Source organism: Gemella sp. zg-1178 (genome assembly GCF_018790995.1).
In the GTDB taxonomy this organism is placed as follows: Bacteria; Bacillota; Bacilli; order Staphylococcales; family Gemellaceae; genus Gemelliphila.
Map to the genome: position 1 here is coordinate 38,149 of NZ_JAHKEI010000005.1, position 14,987 is coordinate 53,135.

Annotated in this window: 18 protein-coding genes; all 18 read right to left on the minus strand. The window is 30.7% G+C overall.

All coding sequences use genetic code 11. The features are described 5' to 3' along the window. Window positions 1–225: 225 nt before the first annotated feature. The 18 genes from KMP12_RS02065 to atpE all read right to left on the minus strand — a co-directional run bounded on the left by KMP12_RS02065 (window position 226) and on the right by atpE (window position 14,943). Window positions 226–909 (minus strand): 5'-methylthioadenosine/adenosylhomocysteine nucleosidase, encoded by a 684-nt coding sequence (locus tag KMP12_RS02065; protein ID WP_215756078.1) that lies wholly within the window; start codon window positions 907–909, stop codon window positions 226–228. 4 nt (window positions 910–913) lie between these two features. Then, complete coding sequence (gene greA, locus KMP12_RS02070; protein ID WP_215756141.1) at window positions 914–1,396, minus strand: transcription elongation factor GreA; 483 nt, start codon at window positions 1,394–1,396, stop codon at window positions 914–916. A 56-nt stretch (window positions 1,397–1,452) separates the two neighbouring features. Next, window positions 1,453–2,073, minus strand: a complete 621-nt coding sequence (gene udk, locus KMP12_RS02075; protein WP_215756079.1) for a uridine kinase — start codon at window positions 2,071–2,073, stop codon at window positions 1,453–1,455. Between the two features lie 2 nt (window positions 2,074–2,075). Further along, window positions 2,076–3,350 (minus strand): peptidase U32 family protein, encoded by a 1,275-nt coding sequence (locus KMP12_RS02080; protein ID WP_215756080.1) that lies wholly within the window; start codon window positions 3,348–3,350, stop codon window positions 2,076–2,078. A 139-nt stretch (window positions 3,351–3,489) separates the two neighbouring features. Next, on the minus strand, window positions 3,490–4,419 hold the full coding sequence (locus KMP12_RS02085) for a peptidase U32 family protein (protein ID WP_215756142.1): 930 nt from the start codon (window positions 4,417–4,419) through the stop codon (window positions 3,490–3,492). 80 nt (window positions 4,420–4,499) lie between these two features. Then, window positions 4,500–5,147: an O-methyltransferase gene (locus KMP12_RS02090; RefSeq protein WP_215756081.1), complete on the minus strand. Its 648-nt coding sequence runs from the start codon at window positions 5,145–5,147 to the stop codon at window positions 4,500–4,502. Window positions 5,148–5,393: 246 nt separating this feature from the next. Beyond that, window positions 5,394–5,579 (minus strand): DUF951 domain-containing protein, encoded by a 186-nt coding sequence (locus tag KMP12_RS02095; protein ID WP_215756082.1) that lies wholly within the window; start codon window positions 5,577–5,579, stop codon window positions 5,394–5,396. Between the two features lie 12 nt (window positions 5,580–5,591). Next, on the minus strand, window positions 5,592–6,446 hold the full coding sequence (locus KMP12_RS02100) for a mechanosensitive ion channel family protein (RefSeq protein ID WP_215756083.1): 855 nt from the start codon (window positions 6,444–6,446) through the stop codon (window positions 5,592–5,594). A gap of 2 nt (window positions 6,447–6,448) precedes the next feature. Continuing rightward, window positions 6,449–7,303 (minus strand): ParB/RepB/Spo0J family partition protein, encoded by an 855-nt coding sequence (locus KMP12_RS02105; protein ID WP_215756084.1) that lies wholly within the window; start codon window positions 7,301–7,303, stop codon window positions 6,449–6,451. Beyond that, window positions 7,296–8,054 (minus strand): ParA family protein, encoded by a 759-nt coding sequence (locus KMP12_RS02110; RefSeq protein WP_215756085.1) that lies wholly within the window; start codon window positions 8,052–8,054, stop codon window positions 7,296–7,298. The genes KMP12_RS02105 and KMP12_RS02110 overlap by 8 nt, the downstream gene beginning before the upstream one ends. Window positions 8,055–8,064: 10 nt before the next feature. Beyond that, entirely contained in the window at window positions 8,065–8,916 is an 852-nt protein-coding gene (locus tag KMP12_RS02115; protein WP_215756086.1) for a ParB/RepB/Spo0J family partition protein, read from the minus strand. Between the two features lie 392 nt (window positions 8,917–9,308). After that, window positions 9,309–9,713, minus strand: a complete 405-nt coding sequence (locus tag KMP12_RS02120; RefSeq protein ID WP_215756087.1) for a F0F1 ATP synthase subunit epsilon — start codon at window positions 9,711–9,713, stop codon at window positions 9,309–9,311. Window positions 9,714–9,727: 14 nt separating this feature from the next. Further along, entirely contained in the window at window positions 9,728–11,143 is a 1,416-nt protein-coding gene (gene atpD, locus KMP12_RS02125) for a F0F1 ATP synthase subunit beta (protein ID WP_215756088.1), read from the minus strand. A gap of 48 nt (window positions 11,144–11,191) precedes the next feature. After that, entirely contained in the window at window positions 11,192–12,070 is an 879-nt protein-coding gene (gene atpG / locus KMP12_RS02130) for an ATP synthase F1 subunit gamma (protein WP_215756089.1), read from the minus strand. Window positions 12,071–12,098: 28 nt separating this feature from the next. Then, window positions 12,099–13,601, minus strand: coding sequence for a F0F1 ATP synthase subunit alpha (atpA, locus tag KMP12_RS02135; RefSeq protein WP_215756090.1), 1,503 nt, complete (start codon window positions 13,599–13,601; stop codon window positions 12,099–12,101). 25 nt (window positions 13,602–13,626) lie between these two features. Continuing rightward, complete coding sequence (gene atpH, locus KMP12_RS02140) at window positions 13,627–14,166, minus strand: ATP synthase F1 subunit delta (protein WP_215756091.1); 540 nt, start codon at window positions 14,164–14,166, stop codon at window positions 13,627–13,629. Next, window positions 14,166–14,690, minus strand: coding sequence for a F0F1 ATP synthase subunit B (atpF, locus tag KMP12_RS02145; RefSeq protein WP_215756092.1), 525 nt, complete (start codon window positions 14,688–14,690; stop codon window positions 14,166–14,168). Before atpF ends, atpH begins: the two co-directional genes overlap by 1 nt. 40 nt (window positions 14,691–14,730) lie before the next feature. Beyond that, window positions 14,731–14,943: a F0F1 ATP synthase subunit C gene (atpE, locus tag KMP12_RS02150; protein ID WP_215756093.1), complete on the minus strand. Its 213-nt coding sequence runs from the start codon at window positions 14,941–14,943 to the stop codon at window positions 14,731–14,733. Between the last annotated feature and the right edge of the window lie 44 nt (window positions 14,944–14,987).

Consider the following 14,987-nt stretch of genomic DNA (forward strand, 5'->3'; position numbering starts at 1 on the left):
ATAACATAATTTATTATTTAATTACATAGCTATATTACTTTTATTTAATAAATTTTTCAATAGAAAATAGCATAAATTTTAAAATTTTTTTATTTATATCTTAATCTTTCATAACTTATATTTTTATTTTTAAATTAAGCAATAAAAATAAAATTTTAAATTTTAATATTTAGGTTTAAAAATAAAAAATTCTTGCCTGAAATAAATATTTCAAGCAAGAATTTTCTATAATTGTTTTATTAATTCCGTAGTTAGTTTAGAAGAATTTTCAGCTGCAATTTGTAAAAACTCATCAAAGGTAATTCTACTTCCTTCTTCTGCCTTGTCGCTAACACTTCTACATATTATAAACTTCACGCCAAAGTTATAACAAGTTTGGGCTATGGCCGCCGCCTCCATGTCTACAACCAACATTTTTGGAAAATATTTTAAAATTTCTTTTTTTCTATTCTTATCAGAAATAAAAGAATCCGATGTGCCAACTAGACCAAAGTGAATATTGTTATTTGATAAACTAATATTTTCAGCTTTTTTTACTAAGTCAGTAGCACTTTTGTATGAAGCTAGCATCTGGGGTACTTGTCCAAATCTATAACCGAAATGTCTTGCATCAACATCAAAGTAAGATATTTCTGTTCCCACTATCATATCGCCAATTTCTAATTTATTATCCAAAGAACCACAAGAACCAATATTTATAACATAATCAATATTATAGTTATCAAGTAATAAAGAAGTGGCAATAGCTGCATTTACTTTACCCGGTTTAGAAAGCATAAGTATTATTTCTTTTTCTAAATATTTTCCCAAATAAAATTCTACATGGGCTTTTTTTTCTATGCTTAAATCTTTTATTTCAGATTTAATAATAGCAACTTCTTCTGGCATTGCACCAATTAAAGCTATCATATAATTACTCAACTTTCAAAATTTTAATATCGATTGAATCTTCTGGACCAGTAGGTAGAGAAACTTTTACCACATCGCCAACTTCTTTACCCAACAAGGCTTGAGCCACTGGAGATTCATTAGAAATTTTAAATTCAAAAGGATTTGCTTCTGCACTACCCACTATCTTGTAAGTTTCTTCTTCACCACTAGGTACTTCTACATAAGTTACCGTATGACCCAAACGTATTGTATTTGATGATGTATCAATTTCAATAATTTTTGCATAACGAATCATTTGTTCCATTTCAAGAATTTTTTGCTCTATAAATCCTTGTTCGTCTTTTGCAGCATCATACTCAGAGTTCTCAGACAAGTCTCCAAAACTACGTGCAATTTTTATTTTTTCTATAACTTCTGGCCGTTTTACTTTTTTATAGTGTTCTAATTCTGCTATTAACTTGTCATAACCTTCTTGTGTCATTTGATATTCTAAATTTTCTTCTATTGCCATGTATTATCTCCTTTTTATACTTTCTAAAATTTAGTATACACTTTTTTATATTATTTTTCTAGTATTGATTTAATTTTTGTTATTAATATATCTACTGCTATGTCGTTATAACCACCATCAGGAATTATTATATCTGCATATTGTTTAGTCGGTTGTATATATTGTTCGTGCATAGGTCTTACTGAAGTTAAGTATTGATTAATTACAGATTCAACACTACGACCTCTTTCGTTCATATCTCTAAGCAAGCGACGTAATATTCTTATATCACTGGGTGTATCTACAAAAATTTTTATATCTAAAAATTCTCTTATAGTCTTTGAATACAAACCGAATAAGCCCTCTAAAATAATAACTTCTTTTGATTCTTGAATAACTGTTTCTTTACTTCTTGTGTGATTTACATAATCATATCTTGGCATTTCAACAGTTTTTCCTGCAATTAATTCTTTAAGTTGAGAACATAAGTATTCATTATCAAATGCATCTGGGTGGTCGTAATTAGTTTTTATTCTTTCTTCCATGGTCATATGACTTTGGTCTTTGTAATAATAATCTTGTTCAATTAATACAACTTTATCTTTGGTTAATTCTTCTATAATTCTTTTGGTAACAGTAGTTTTTCCGCTACCACTTCCACCAACTATACCGATAACTAAAGGTTTATTCATAATTATCTTGCTCCAATTTCTTTTCTCATCATATTTTGCTTGAATACCCTACTATCAATTTTTGTTCTGATAATTTGTAGCGGGTGTCTTGCAGCGTCTATCAAGTCGCCATCTTCGTCATAGATTTCGCCAATAACCTGTTCAAAACTTTCTATCTCGGGGCCAAAAAATTCTACCCTATCACCAGTTTTGAAATGATTTCTTTGTTGAATAGTTGCTATTCCACTACTTTCATCATAGTGTAAAACCTGTCCTACGAAATCAAAATTTGTTTTCTTGCCACCTTGATTACCAAACATTTGTTCTTTGTAAGTTGGTATATTGTAGAAAAATGATGAAGCTGTATCCCTGTTAGCACATTTATACAATTCTAATTTGTAGGCTGGTGTCATTTCAAAATTATCTGGATCGGCACAGTAATCATCTATTAATTTTCTATAAACACTAGCAACAGTTGCAACATAGTGTATAGATTTCATACGCCCCTCTACCTTTAAAGAATCAATACCTAATTCTATAATTTCTGGTATACTCTCTATTAGAGTTAAATCTTTTGGACTCATGGCGTAAGGGTCGGAACCTTCTGTATAAAGTGCTGTATCTTCTGTCTTATCTTCTTCATACAAGTCATAATTCCAGCGACACGATTGACAACAACCACCCCTGTTACTATCTCTAGCCGTCATATAATTACTCAAGGTACATCTGCCCGAGTAGGCTATACACATAGCACCATGTACAAACATTTCTATTTCTACATTTGTTTTTTCACGAATTTCTTTAATTTCTTCATAACCAGTTTCTCTTGCTAAAACTACTCGGTGAACATTTTCACTTTCCCAGTATTGCACTTCCTTATAATTAGAAATTGATTGCTGTGTGCTTATATGTATTTCTACATTAGGAGCAACTCTTCTACAAGTTTCTATTATGTAAGGGTCAGCTACTATTATTCCTCTAACACCTGCATCTTGCAAGGCTGATAAAAATTCTTCTAAGCCGCCAAAATTTTCATTGTGGGCTATAATGTTTGCTGTTACATAAATATCTGCTCCGTAACCCTTAGCAAATTCGCAACCCTCTTTTATTTCTTCGATAGTGAAATTATCTGCATTACTTCGCAGACCAAATTCTTGACCACCAAGAAAAATTGCATCAGCTCCATAGTGAACTGCAACCTTTAATTTTTCCAAATTACCTGCTGGCATTAGTAATTCTGGTTTTCTCGTTATTACTCTTTTTCCATTAATTATTTCTGAAATTTTTGGTATTGCCATAAATTAGGTAGTCATATTCAAGTATGACCCTGCCTCCTTTTAAATTCTAAATTAGAAATTTTATTTAAGTTTTTTACTTAAAGCATTATAATTTTAAAATATTTTTAATAAAAAATATTAAACAATCTAAAATTATTAATCAATATATAGTTTTTTTATTGAAAAATCCTAAATCTATGTTTCTATACTTAGGTTTTATTCTTTCAATATCGTCGTAAAAATCTTTCTTTTCTTCTTGATAAGATTCTTCATCTTCATAGTATAAGTCAATAGCATCACGATAAATTGTTGTTACTTCTGTGATGTAGTCTTCACTTTTTAAAATTCCGTCAATTTTTAGGGCTGTTACCCCCGATGAAATTAATCTATCCAAATATTCAATCGCACAAATATCATTGGCACTCATAATATGGGTACCGTTGGAATCTTCAAAAATTGGATAGCGTTCATTTCTGTCTTTACTGTATAAAAATAGTTTTTTAGAGTTAGAATATTTTTCTATATATTCTTCCTTGTCGCTATACAGAAAATAATTATCCACTAAACTTCTTATAGACTGAAACATACATAACATTCCTTGGACTTGCACTTCAAGTTCATATTCTGACTTGACAGCTATTTCTTCAATTTCTTCTATTGTAAGTTCTTTAGATAGACAGGTTCTGTATGCTCCTCGCTTGCCCCAATAATTGCAAGAAAAAGAATTTGTTGCTAGAGTATGGGGATCCCACTGCAATTTGAAATTTAATTTTTCTTCTCTTACTATAGTTATTATAGTTGGTTCGCCGTATATCACTGCATCAGGACTTAAAGTATCTACATATTTTAAATAGTCTACAAGTTCTTCTAAATGTTTATTATGAAAAATTGCATTTGCACTGACGTATGCTTTTTTTCCTGCTTGATGTATTATTTGAATAGCTCTTTTCAAATCTTCCCTATCAAATTCACCAGCTAATCTTAGACCAAATTTTTCTTCACCAATAACAAATGCGTCTGCTCCGACATTTATTAATTCGTAAATATGGTCAATACTTTTAGGTGTTACTACTAATTCTACTGTCATAATTTACCTTTCAATAATTAAAAAATAAAACTAAAAAAATGAAATTATTATACCATAAGATTTAAGTTGAAATATTTTTACTACTAACTTCTAATAGTAATAGCTATTCCATCTCCAAAGGGTAAAATTACCGTTTCATAATTTTTATTTTTCATTAGCCACTCATTATAATTATTAATTTTTCTTGATAATTGTTTTAAATCTCTACTCTGTTTAATAATGCTGGGGTCTGCTACCATCCCCTTAAACAAAACATTATCCGTAATTACTAGCACATCTTCAGAAAAATATGGTTCATATAATTCAAAAAATTTTCTACTTTGACTTTTTGCCCCATCAATAAAAACTACATCATAAGGAGAATTTTTTACTACTTCTTCTGACAATTCTAAAGCATCGCCATAAATCAAACTTATTTTATTTAGTAGATTTCTTGCAGACACATTTTTTCTTGCCAAATCATACATTTTTTTATCACGCTCAATAGTTGTAACCTTACAGCCGACTTTTTCGCATAAATTTATAGAACTGTAAGCAATAGCTGTGCCAATTTCTAAAATATTTTTAGCTTTTTTTATTTTTAATAATTGAACTAAATATGCCAAGCCTATCTTATCAATAATAGGAACATGATTTTCTTTAGCAAATATTTCTAATTCTTTAAAAAATTTCTCACTATCTGGTAGTAGATTTTCTACATATAGGCTATCTTTAGATTCTATTGCAACCATTTTTTCTCCTGTAAATTTTTACTAGACATATAAAATTTAAAAATATTATCTTAACATAATAACATATCCAAGCAAAAAAATACAGTAAGATATTCTAGCAATCTCACTGCACTTAGAGTTTTTAAAATTATATTTTAATAAAAAAATTATGTTTCAAAAAATCAAAACATAATTTTTCTAATATATATTTTTTGTTTAATAGCCTAAGTAATTTTTTAAAAAATAATTAAAAATAATTATCCTATTTTACTTATTTTTCTCCAGTATTTTTTTTATTTTTTTGTTAAATTCTCTGCGTACCATCATTATTGAATTATCACACTTTAAGCATTTAATTTTTATATCTGCTCCCATCCTGGTAATTTGCCAACGATTTGTTCCGCAAGGATGTTTTTTTTTCATTTCGATAATATCATTCAAATCGTAATCCATAAGCTCCTCTTATTAACCTTTCAATCTGCCTTGAAATTTATTATAAAAATCTTTTCTTAGTTTTGTTTCTACTAGACTAGATTTATTTAATTTGACCTTAACCCCTACTTTAATACTAGCAATATTATCTTCTATTTTTGTAATAGCAGTCAATATTATTTTTTCTTTTTTGTAAAAATATTTATTGTAGTTATCACTTGAATTTAATGAATCTAGTAAGCTATTTATTTCCATTTCTAATTTTTCTAAACTTTCTGTAATTAAAATAGAAAATTCTGCTGTAGCTAGATTATAAGTTTGAGAATAATTAATAACTTGATTAATGCTACTATTGGGAATAAAATAAATTTCACCACTATTAGCGAGTATTTTTGTTGAACGTAAACCTAGGGCAAGGACACTTCCTTCGGCTATAAAAGCAGATTGATTATTTATTTTTACATAATCCCCAACATCAAACTGACCTTCTAATATCAAGAAAAATCCTGTAATTACATCTTTAACAAGACTTTGAGCTCCAAATCCAATGGCAACACTGACTATCCCAGCACTTGCTAAAATTCCTGTTGTGTTTATACCGAAAACAGAGAGTATCTGAATAGAAGCTATAAAGTATATCAGATATTTTATTAGGTTATTGATTAATTTATGCAACGTATCGGTACGTTTTATATTAGCCTTAATGCCAAATTTTTCATTAGTTTTTAAACTTGTTAGCATTATGTAATCAGAAATTTTTAAAATTATTTTGGTTGTAAGGCTGGCTATAACTGCAATTAATATTATTAATAATATTTTCTCTAAAAGAATTTTGTACAAATTTTCATCTGTTATTATATTTAAAAATTTATTTTTTAACACTTCCATTTTTAGTTCCTAAATAATCCCACTATTCTGTCAAATTCTTCATTATCATTAAATTCTATTTCTATCTTACCTTTTTTATTACGACTTTGTTTTATCTTAACTTCCGTCCCCAATAATTTTTTCAAAATATTTTCTTGTTCTTCAATAAAAATATCTTTTTTGATAGTTTTTTTTATAATTGCAGGATTTTTAATTTTAGCTATATAGTCTTCTAAATTTCTAACTGACATATTTTCTTTAATAACTTTTTGTGCAAGAATAGGAATTTCTTTTTCTACTTTCAAGCCGAGTAGAGTCTTTGCATGCCCTGCAGTTATTAAATTATTTGCCAGCATTTCTTTTACAGACTGGGGTAATTTTAGTAAACGTAAGGTGTTAGTAACATAGGGTCTACTCTTACCTAATTTTTTAGCAAGCTCTTCTTGCGTTATTTTTAAACTATCCATTAATTGTTTATAACTCAAGGCCTCTTCTAAAACTGATAAGTCTTCGCGCTGTAAATTTTCTAAAATGCCAAAAACCATCATCTCTTCGTCACTAAATTTTTTTACTATGGCTGGAATTGATTTCTTTCCTAATTTTTCAAATGCCTTAACCCGTCTTTCCCCTGCAACTATATAGTAGCCATTAATAGATTTTTTTAAAATTATGGGTTGCAAAAGACCATTTGTTTCTATTGATCCTGCTAATTCTGTGATTTTTTCTTCATTAAATGTTGTTCTGGGTTGATAAGGATTTTTTTTAATTTTTTCTATATCTATTTCTTCAATTTTTACAAAGTTGTCATCTATTTGTTCAACATTTTCCGTTTGAAAAATAGCTCCTAGACCTTTTCCTAATCCTTTTGATTTAGCCACGACCAATCACCTCTTTTGCCAATGCTAGATATTGTTTTGCTCCAGTAGAAGACTTTGCATATTCAATAATAGGTTCGCCAAAACTTGGAGCTTCACTAAGTCTTACCGTTCTTGAAATTATGGTATCAAAAATTTTTTCTTTAAAATATTTACGCACTTCTTCTGATACCTGACTAGAAATATTGGTTCTGCTATCTGTCATTGTCAGCAGAACACCAAAAATTTCTAATGTTGAATTTAGGTGTTTTCTAACTATATTAAATGTATTCATCAGTTGACTTAATCCTTCTAAGGCGTAATATTCTGTTTGTACAGGAATTATTACTCCGTCAGCAGCCGTCAGTGAATTTAGTGTAATAAGACCCAAAGATGGAGGACAGTCTATAATTATATAGTCATAAGAACTTTCTAATTCTGATATGGAATTTTTCATTCTTTGTTCACGACTGATTACAGAAACAAGTTCTACTTCTGCACCAGCTAGTTCTATACTTGATGGAACTATATCAAGATTGTCATAAGACGTAGGTTTTATAGCTGTATTTATATTTACTTCATCAACAAGTACGCTATAAATTGATTTTTCTACATCATTTTTATCAATACCGATACCACTTGTCGCATTGGCTTGGGGGTCTGTATCTATCATTAATACTTTCTTCTTTAAACTTGCAAGTGATGCTGCTAAATTTATAGCCGTTGTTGTCTTCCCCACACCACCCTTTTGGTTGCACACTGCTAATACTTTCATTCCTTCTCCTTTATTGTTTATATCTAGGTACTCTAACTGTTAGAACCACAGCATTCATTTCTTCATCTTCTTCTTTTGACAAGTCTACATCATATTTTTCTTCTAACTTAGAAATTTCTTTGAGCAACTTTGCCAATATTTTTTGAGCATCATAATTTATAATATTATCAGAAGTCTTATTTTCATTTTTTAATTCTAAGTAATTATTGATTTTTTCTTCTGTCTGAACAACATTTAGATTTTGAAGTAGAATTTGTTGCAATATTTTTTCTTGAACATTAGTTTCTAATTTAACCATTGCCCTGCCATGTCTTTCAGTAATTTTTTTTGTACTAATTGCATCTACTACTTTGGGACATAATTTTAACAATCTAATTTTGTTGGCAACAGTTGCCTGAGTTTTTCCTAATGATTTGGCTAACTCTTCTTGCGTAATATTATTTATTTCTAATAATTGCTGATAGGCATTAGCTTCTTCTATGGGACTTAATTCTTCTCTTTGAATATTTTCTATTAAGGCTAAGGTTGCCATCTGTTCATCAGTCAATTCTTTTACTATTGCCTTGGTTTTTGTTTCGTTTAAGTATTTTAAGGCTCTAAGTCTTCGTTCCCCAGCAATAAGTTCATAATTCCCGTCTGCTAACTCTCTTACAGTTATTGATTGCAACAAACCATTTTGTTTAATTGATTCTGCTAATTCTATAATCTTACTATCATCAAATTCTCGTCTAGGTTGAAACTTACTCGGTACTATTTTATCAACATATATTTCCTTTAGCACATCTTCGTCAGAAATTCCTACCTTGTCTGCCCTATGTGTTAGGTTATATAGTTTACTAAATGGCTTTGCTGTTCCTACCAATAAAATCACTCCCATCTTTTTACATTATTATAAAATAGAATATCATATCATGGCTGATAAGTCAAAATATTTCCCAAAGAAATTTTAATAAAATATCTTTATCTAATGCTAAATTTAATATTAATTTCCCAAAAACATCTTAAATTCTTTTTAAAAAATTAAGATGAAAATTTTATTCTATACATTTTTAAAGAAAATTTTTATAAACTTATTTTTTACTACTTTATTATTAAAATTATTTATTAAAATTAGTAATCAATAATTTTTTATTTTTTATTTTAATATCTAAATAAATAGAATTTAATTTCTTATTCGTTTTTACATATAATTTTAAAAATTCCCATTAATAATTTTAAAATAAAAAAGTATGACAAATATTTGTCATACTTTTTCTAATTTAATTCTGCTACTTTTAAACGTGCTAGAGCTTTTGCTAAAGCTATCTGAGCTCTTTTTACATCATAGTTCGTATCAGAGGTTAATCTTTCTTCTGCTCTTTGTTTTGCACGTTCCGCACGGTCCTTATCAATAATATCAGCTAATTCAGCAGTTTGAACTATAATGGTAACTTCTTTGCCATGACATTCTGCAACACCTTCACTTACTGCAAAATAGATATTTTTATTTTTATCGTCTACAACTTTTAAAGTGCCTATTTTTAATGTTGTAACTGTTGGTTCATGTTTTGCCATAATGCCCATACTACCATTATGTGTTTCTATTGTAACCATTCTGATATTCTGCTCATTATAAACTTCTCCATGAGGGGTAGCTATTGTTACTTTCATAGTATTCATATATATCTCCTATTTTATACTTCAACTCCAAGTTTACTAGCTTTTTCCAATACGTCTTTTATTCCTCCAACTAAACGGAAACAGTCTTCTGGAATATTGTCATATTTACCATCAAGTATATCTCTAAATGCTTCTACCGATTCTGATACGGGTACGTATGAGCCAGGTTGCCCTGTAAATTGTTCAGCAACATGGAAATTTTGTGATAGGAAGAATTGAATACGTCTTGCTCTTTCAACTGTTTTCTTATCTTCATCACTTAATTCATCCATACCTAGTATTGCAATAATATCTTGTAGCTCACGATATTTTTGTAGTGTTCTTTGTACTCTTGTAGCAACATTGTAGTGGTCTTCTCCTACTATTTCTGGAGAAAGTGCTCTTGATGTAGAAGCAAGAGGGTCAACAGCTGGATAAATACCCATTTCTGTTAAGGCACGCTCTAAGTTTGTTGTTGCGTCCAAGTGAGCAAATGTTGTTGCTGGTGCTGGGTCAGTATAGTCATCTGCTGGCACATAAATTGCTTGAATAGATGTAACCGAACCTTTTTTTGTTGATGTAATACGTTCTTGTAATCTACCCATTTCAGTTGCTAATGTTGGTTGATAACCAACGGCTGACGGCATACGTCCTAGCAAGGCAGAAACTTCTGAACCTGCTTGAGTAAAACGGAAGATATTATCAATGAATAATAACACGTCTTGCCCTTCTTCATCTCGGAAATGCTCTGCCATTGTTAGTCCTGTTAATGCAACACGCATACGTGCTCCAGGTGGTTCGTTCATCTGACCAAAAACCATGGCAGTTTTATTGATAACTCCTGAGTCGCTCATTTCATAGTAAAGGTCGTTCCCTTCACGAGTTCGCTCTCCAACTCCTGTGAATACAGAAATACCCCCATGTTGTTGTGCAACGTTGTTAATAAGTTCCTGAATTAAAACTGTTTTTCCTACTCCAGCTCCACCGAATAAACCTATTTTCCCACCCTTGATGTAAGGTGCTAACAAGTCTATTACTTTGATACCTGTTTCTAATACTTCTACTTGTGTTGATAAATCTTCAAAAGTAGGTGCTTCTCTATGAATAGCATCTTTTTTAATTTCTGCTCCAGCAGCTTCTTTATTATCAACTGGTTCCCCTAGTACGTTAAATACACGTCCAAGCGTGAAATTTCCTACTGGCACTGATATAGGAGCACCAGTATCAAAAACTTCAGCCCCCCTACTAAGTCCATCTGTTGATGCCATAGCTATAGTTCTTACTGCATTATCCCCTATGTGTAGAGATACTTCAAGAACTAATTTTTCTTTATTTCCATCGCCCTTATCAATATACACTTCAAGTGCGTTTAATAAATCAGGCATTTGCCCTGCTTCAAACTGTACGTCTACTACAGGTCCCGTAACTTGGAGAATATAACCTTTGTTCATTATGTTCTTTGCTACTTATGGTAGCTTCTCCTTTCATCATTTTTTAAATTATTGAGTGGCAGCTGCACCGGCAACAATTTCTGTTATTTCTTGTGTAATAGCTGCTTGACGTGCACGATTATATTTAATAGATAGTGTATCAATAATAGCTTGAGCATTGTCTGTTGAATTTTTCATAGCAGTTTTACGCGCTGAATGTTCACTTGCTTTACTATCTAAAATACTTCCATAAATCATACTTTCAGCATATTGAGGTAATAAGACACTTAAAACTCCAGAAGGATTAGGCTCGAAATTATACATACCTAAAACTGTTTCTTTAGAGTCCGTACTCATTAACTCATCTTTATTTTCTATTGGTAATACTTGTGTTTCTGTAACTTCTTGAGAAATCATACTTATAAAGTGGTTGTAATGAAGATAAATTTTATCATATTTTTTATCTTCATAGTAACCAACAACCTTACTCGTAATTTCTTTAACCTGAGAAAAACTCGGTTCGTCGGGTAAATCTCTATAGAAATCTATAAGTGGAAAAGCATTTTTTCTAAAAAATTCTGTCCCGTAATTTCCGATAGATACTATACCGTATTCGTCATTGCTAGCATGTCTACTTGTTACAGTATTTACAAGATTTCTTATTATATTAGAATTAAATCCTCCACATAAACCACTATCGCTAGTGATAACTACATATAATGTTTTCTTAACCTCTCTTTTTACTAACATTGGATGTTTCAAAGTCTTGTTATTAGAAAAGATTGTAGCCATTACTTCTTGTATTTTTTTCATATAAGGGGTAAATCTAACTGCATTAGATTGTGCCTTCATTAATTTAGAAGTAGATACCATTTCCATAGCCTTAGTGATGTGGCTTGTTTTTTTAGTAGAGTTTATTTTATTTTTTATATCTCTAAGTGATGCCAACTAATTCACCGCCTTTTCTAATTACATTTTAAGAGAAAGTTTTTTTAAATGCTTCTATGACTGAATTCATAACTTCTGCTTCTGGTAAATCCTTAGTTTCTTGAATATATTTTATCGCTTCATTAGGATTAGCATCTAAGTAAGAATATAATTCTTGTTCAAATCTATGAATATCTTTTACTGCAACATCATCTAAATAGCCCTTAGTCAAAGCATAAAGTATCATAACTTGTTTTTCTACTGGAATTGGTTTATGTAAATCTTGTTTTAATACCTCAACTGTTCTTTGTCCTCTATCAAGTTTTGCTCTTGTTGCAGGGTCTAAATCTGAACCAAATTGCGCAAAACTTTCTAACTCTCTATAAGAGGCTAGGTCAAGACGTAAGGTACCAGACACTTTTTTCATAGCCTTAATTTGTGCAGAACCACCAACTCGTGATACTGATAACCCAGCATTAATAGCTGGTCTTACTCCAGAGAAAAATAGGTCTGACTGCAAGAATATTTGTCCGTCTGTTATTGAAATAACGTTTGTTGGTACATAAGCCGAAATATCTCCTGCTTGAGTTTCAACAAATGGTAGAGCTGTTATAGAGCCCCCACCAAAATCTTCATTAACACGGGCTGCTCTTTCTAATAAACGACTATGCAAGTAGAATACATCGCCTGGATATGCTTCACGTCCTGGTGGTCGTTTAAGTAATAATGAAAGCTCACGATAAGCGGCCGCTTGTTTAGACAAGTCGTCATAAACTATAACTACATCTTTACCGTTAAACATAAATTCTTCTGCCATAGCTACCCCTGCATAAGGTGCTATATAAAGAAGAGGTGCTGGTTGTGAAGATGATGCTGTTACTACAATCGTATATTCCATAGCACCATGTGCTTTTAATGTTTCAACAACACTACGAACAGTAGATTCTTTTTGACCAATAGCTACATAGATACAAATCATATTTTGTCCTTTTTGAGCAAGAATTGAATCTATTGCAACAGATGTTTTACCTGTTTGTCTATCTCCAATTATAAGTTCGCGTTGCCCACGTCCGATTGGTACTAGTGAATCTATGGCTTTAATACCTGTTTGAAAAGGAACAGATACTGATTTACGTCCCATTACCCCTACCGCTGGTGATTCTATTGGACGACGTTTGGTAGTTTTAATAGCTCCACGTCCATCAACTGACTGCCCTAGTGGATTTACTACACGTCCGATCAGTTCTTCTCCTACGGGTACATCCATAACACGACCAGTCCTACGTACTTTATCACCTTCAACAATATTTTTTGTAGAACCTAAAATAACTATACCTACATTAGTTTCCTCTAAATTTTGAGCTAGTCCCATTACTCCTGTTTTAGGAAATTCTACCAGCTCTCCGCTCATAATTTCATTAAGACCATACACACGAGCTATACCGTCTCCAACTTCTATTACTGTTCCGACATCTGTTGACTTTAATTCAAACTGATAATCTTCTATTTGAGATTTAAGTAGTACACTAATCTCTTCAGCTTTAATAGCCATCTATGTCCCTCCTTAATTTTTTATACTAAATGTTAGCCATTTTTCTTTGAATATCCTTAATTCTTGTCTTAATTGTGGAGTCTATTACTTTACCCTTGTAAGATATCTTTAGTCCTCCAATTAAACTTTCATCAATAACATTATCTATTTCTACTTTATTAACATTTAGTTTCCCCTTAATAGTATCAGCTAATTTAGTTAGTTCTTCAGAATTTAGTTTATAAACAGATTCTACTTTTACAAAAGTTGTATTGTTGAATACATTACTTATTTCTGTATAAACTTCTACTACATCTCCTATTAAAGTTATTTGTAAATTATTTGCCAAAATTTTTATAACATTCACAACGTATTTATTAACACCACTAAATGCTTTATCAATTATTTGACATTTTTGTTCTTTACTTATATTAGGGTTATTCATCAAAGTAATGAAGCTATTTTCTTCTAAAATAGCTTTTGAGCATTGTTTTAAATCATTATCAACTATTGATAATGTGTTGTTTGCTTTAGCAATGTTAAATAGTGTTTTTCCTATTTTAGCAGCTAAAATCGATTTACTCATTACTTATTCCCTACCTCTCTTATAATTTTATCTACAAGTACACTTTGAGCATTAGCATCTAATTCTTTTTCAATAATTTTTGATGCTACCAATACAGATAATTCTACTATTTGCTTGCTTATTTCATCTAGTGCTTTGTTCTTCTCGTCTTCGATGTCTCGTCTAGCATTTTCTTTTATTAGTTCTGCGTGTTCTTTTGCATCATTTAGAATTGTGCGTTTTTCAAGTTTAGACTGTTCGCGAGCTTTTTCCATCATATCTTTGATTTCAGCTTGTGCATTGGCTAAGTTTTCTTGATTTTTTTTTAATAATTCTAAAGATTCTTTTTGGTTTCTTTCAGCTTCGTCAAGTTGATTATTTACTAAAGCTTGACGTTCATCAAGCATATTTAGTAGTTTACTCCAAGCAAATTTATAAAGTGCCCAAAAAAGAATTAATCCTGCAATTACGTTTACTATTATATTTGCTATATTAAAACCTTGTTGAGAAGAATGTTCTGTAGCTAAAAATATTAATTGTCCCATATTTAACATCCTCCTATCTTAGTATTCTGGTAGTTATCTATTATTTATATATAAGTATAAACGCCACTACGATACTAAGAATTGGGAAACCCTCTACTAAGGCGAACATCATTAATGCACTAGATTTGAATTTTGGTTCTAGCTCTGGTTGACGTGCTGATGATTCCATATATTTTCCAAATAAAAATCCATTGCCAATACCTGCTCCTAAAGCAGCTAAACCTGCCGCTATTCCTGCTCCTAATAATCCCATAATTAATTTTTAACCTCCGTAAATTTTTGTATAATAATTATGTT

Bases quoted from the DNA above. Each gene is read 5' to 3' on its own strand.
- KMP12_RS02065 (WP_215756078.1), bottom strand. From the start codon at position 909: ATGATAGCTTTAATTGGTGCAATGCCAGAAGAAGTTGCTATTATTAAA.
- udk (WP_215756079.1), bottom strand. From the start codon at position 2,073: ATGAATAAACCTTTAGTTATCGGTATAGTTGGTGGAAGTGGTAGCGGA.
- KMP12_RS02080 (WP_215756080.1), bottom strand. From the start codon at position 3,350: ATGGCAATACCAAAAATTTCAGAAATAATTAATGGAAAAAGAGTAATA.
- KMP12_RS02090 (WP_215756081.1), bottom strand. From the start codon at position 5,147: ATGGTTGCAATAGAATCTAAAGATAGCCTATATGTAGAAAATCTACTA.
- KMP12_RS02095 (WP_215756082.1), bottom strand. From the start codon at position 5,579: ATGGATTACGATTTGAATGATATTATCGAAATGAAAAAAAAACATCCT.
- KMP12_RS02100 (WP_215756083.1), bottom strand. From the start codon at position 6,446: ATGGAAGTGTTAAAAAATAAATTTTTAAATATAATAACAGATGAAAAT.
- KMP12_RS02110 (WP_215756085.1), bottom strand. From the start codon at position 8,054: ATGAAAGTATTAGCAGTGTGCAACCAAAAGGGTGGTGTGGGGAAGACA.
- KMP12_RS02120 (WP_215756087.1), bottom strand. From the start codon at position 9,713: ATGAATACTATGAAAGTAACAATAGCTACCCCTCATGGAGAAGTTTAT.
- atpD (WP_215756088.1), bottom strand. From the start codon at position 11,143: ATGAACAAAGGTTATATTCTCCAAGTTACGGGACCTGTAGTAGACGTA.
- atpA (WP_215756090.1), bottom strand. From the start codon at position 13,601: ATGGCTATTAAAGCTGAAGAGATTAGTGTACTACTTAAATCTCAAATA.
- atpH (WP_215756091.1), bottom strand. From the start codon at position 14,166: ATGAGTAAATCGATTTTAGCTGCTAAAATAGGAAAAACACTATTTAAC.
- atpF (WP_215756092.1), bottom strand. From the start codon at position 14,690: ATGGGACAATTAATATTTTTAGCTACAGAACATTCTTCTCAACAAGGT.
- atpE (WP_215756093.1), bottom strand. From the start codon at position 14,943: ATGGGATTATTAGGAGCAGGAATAGCGGCAGGTTTAGCTGCTTTAGGA.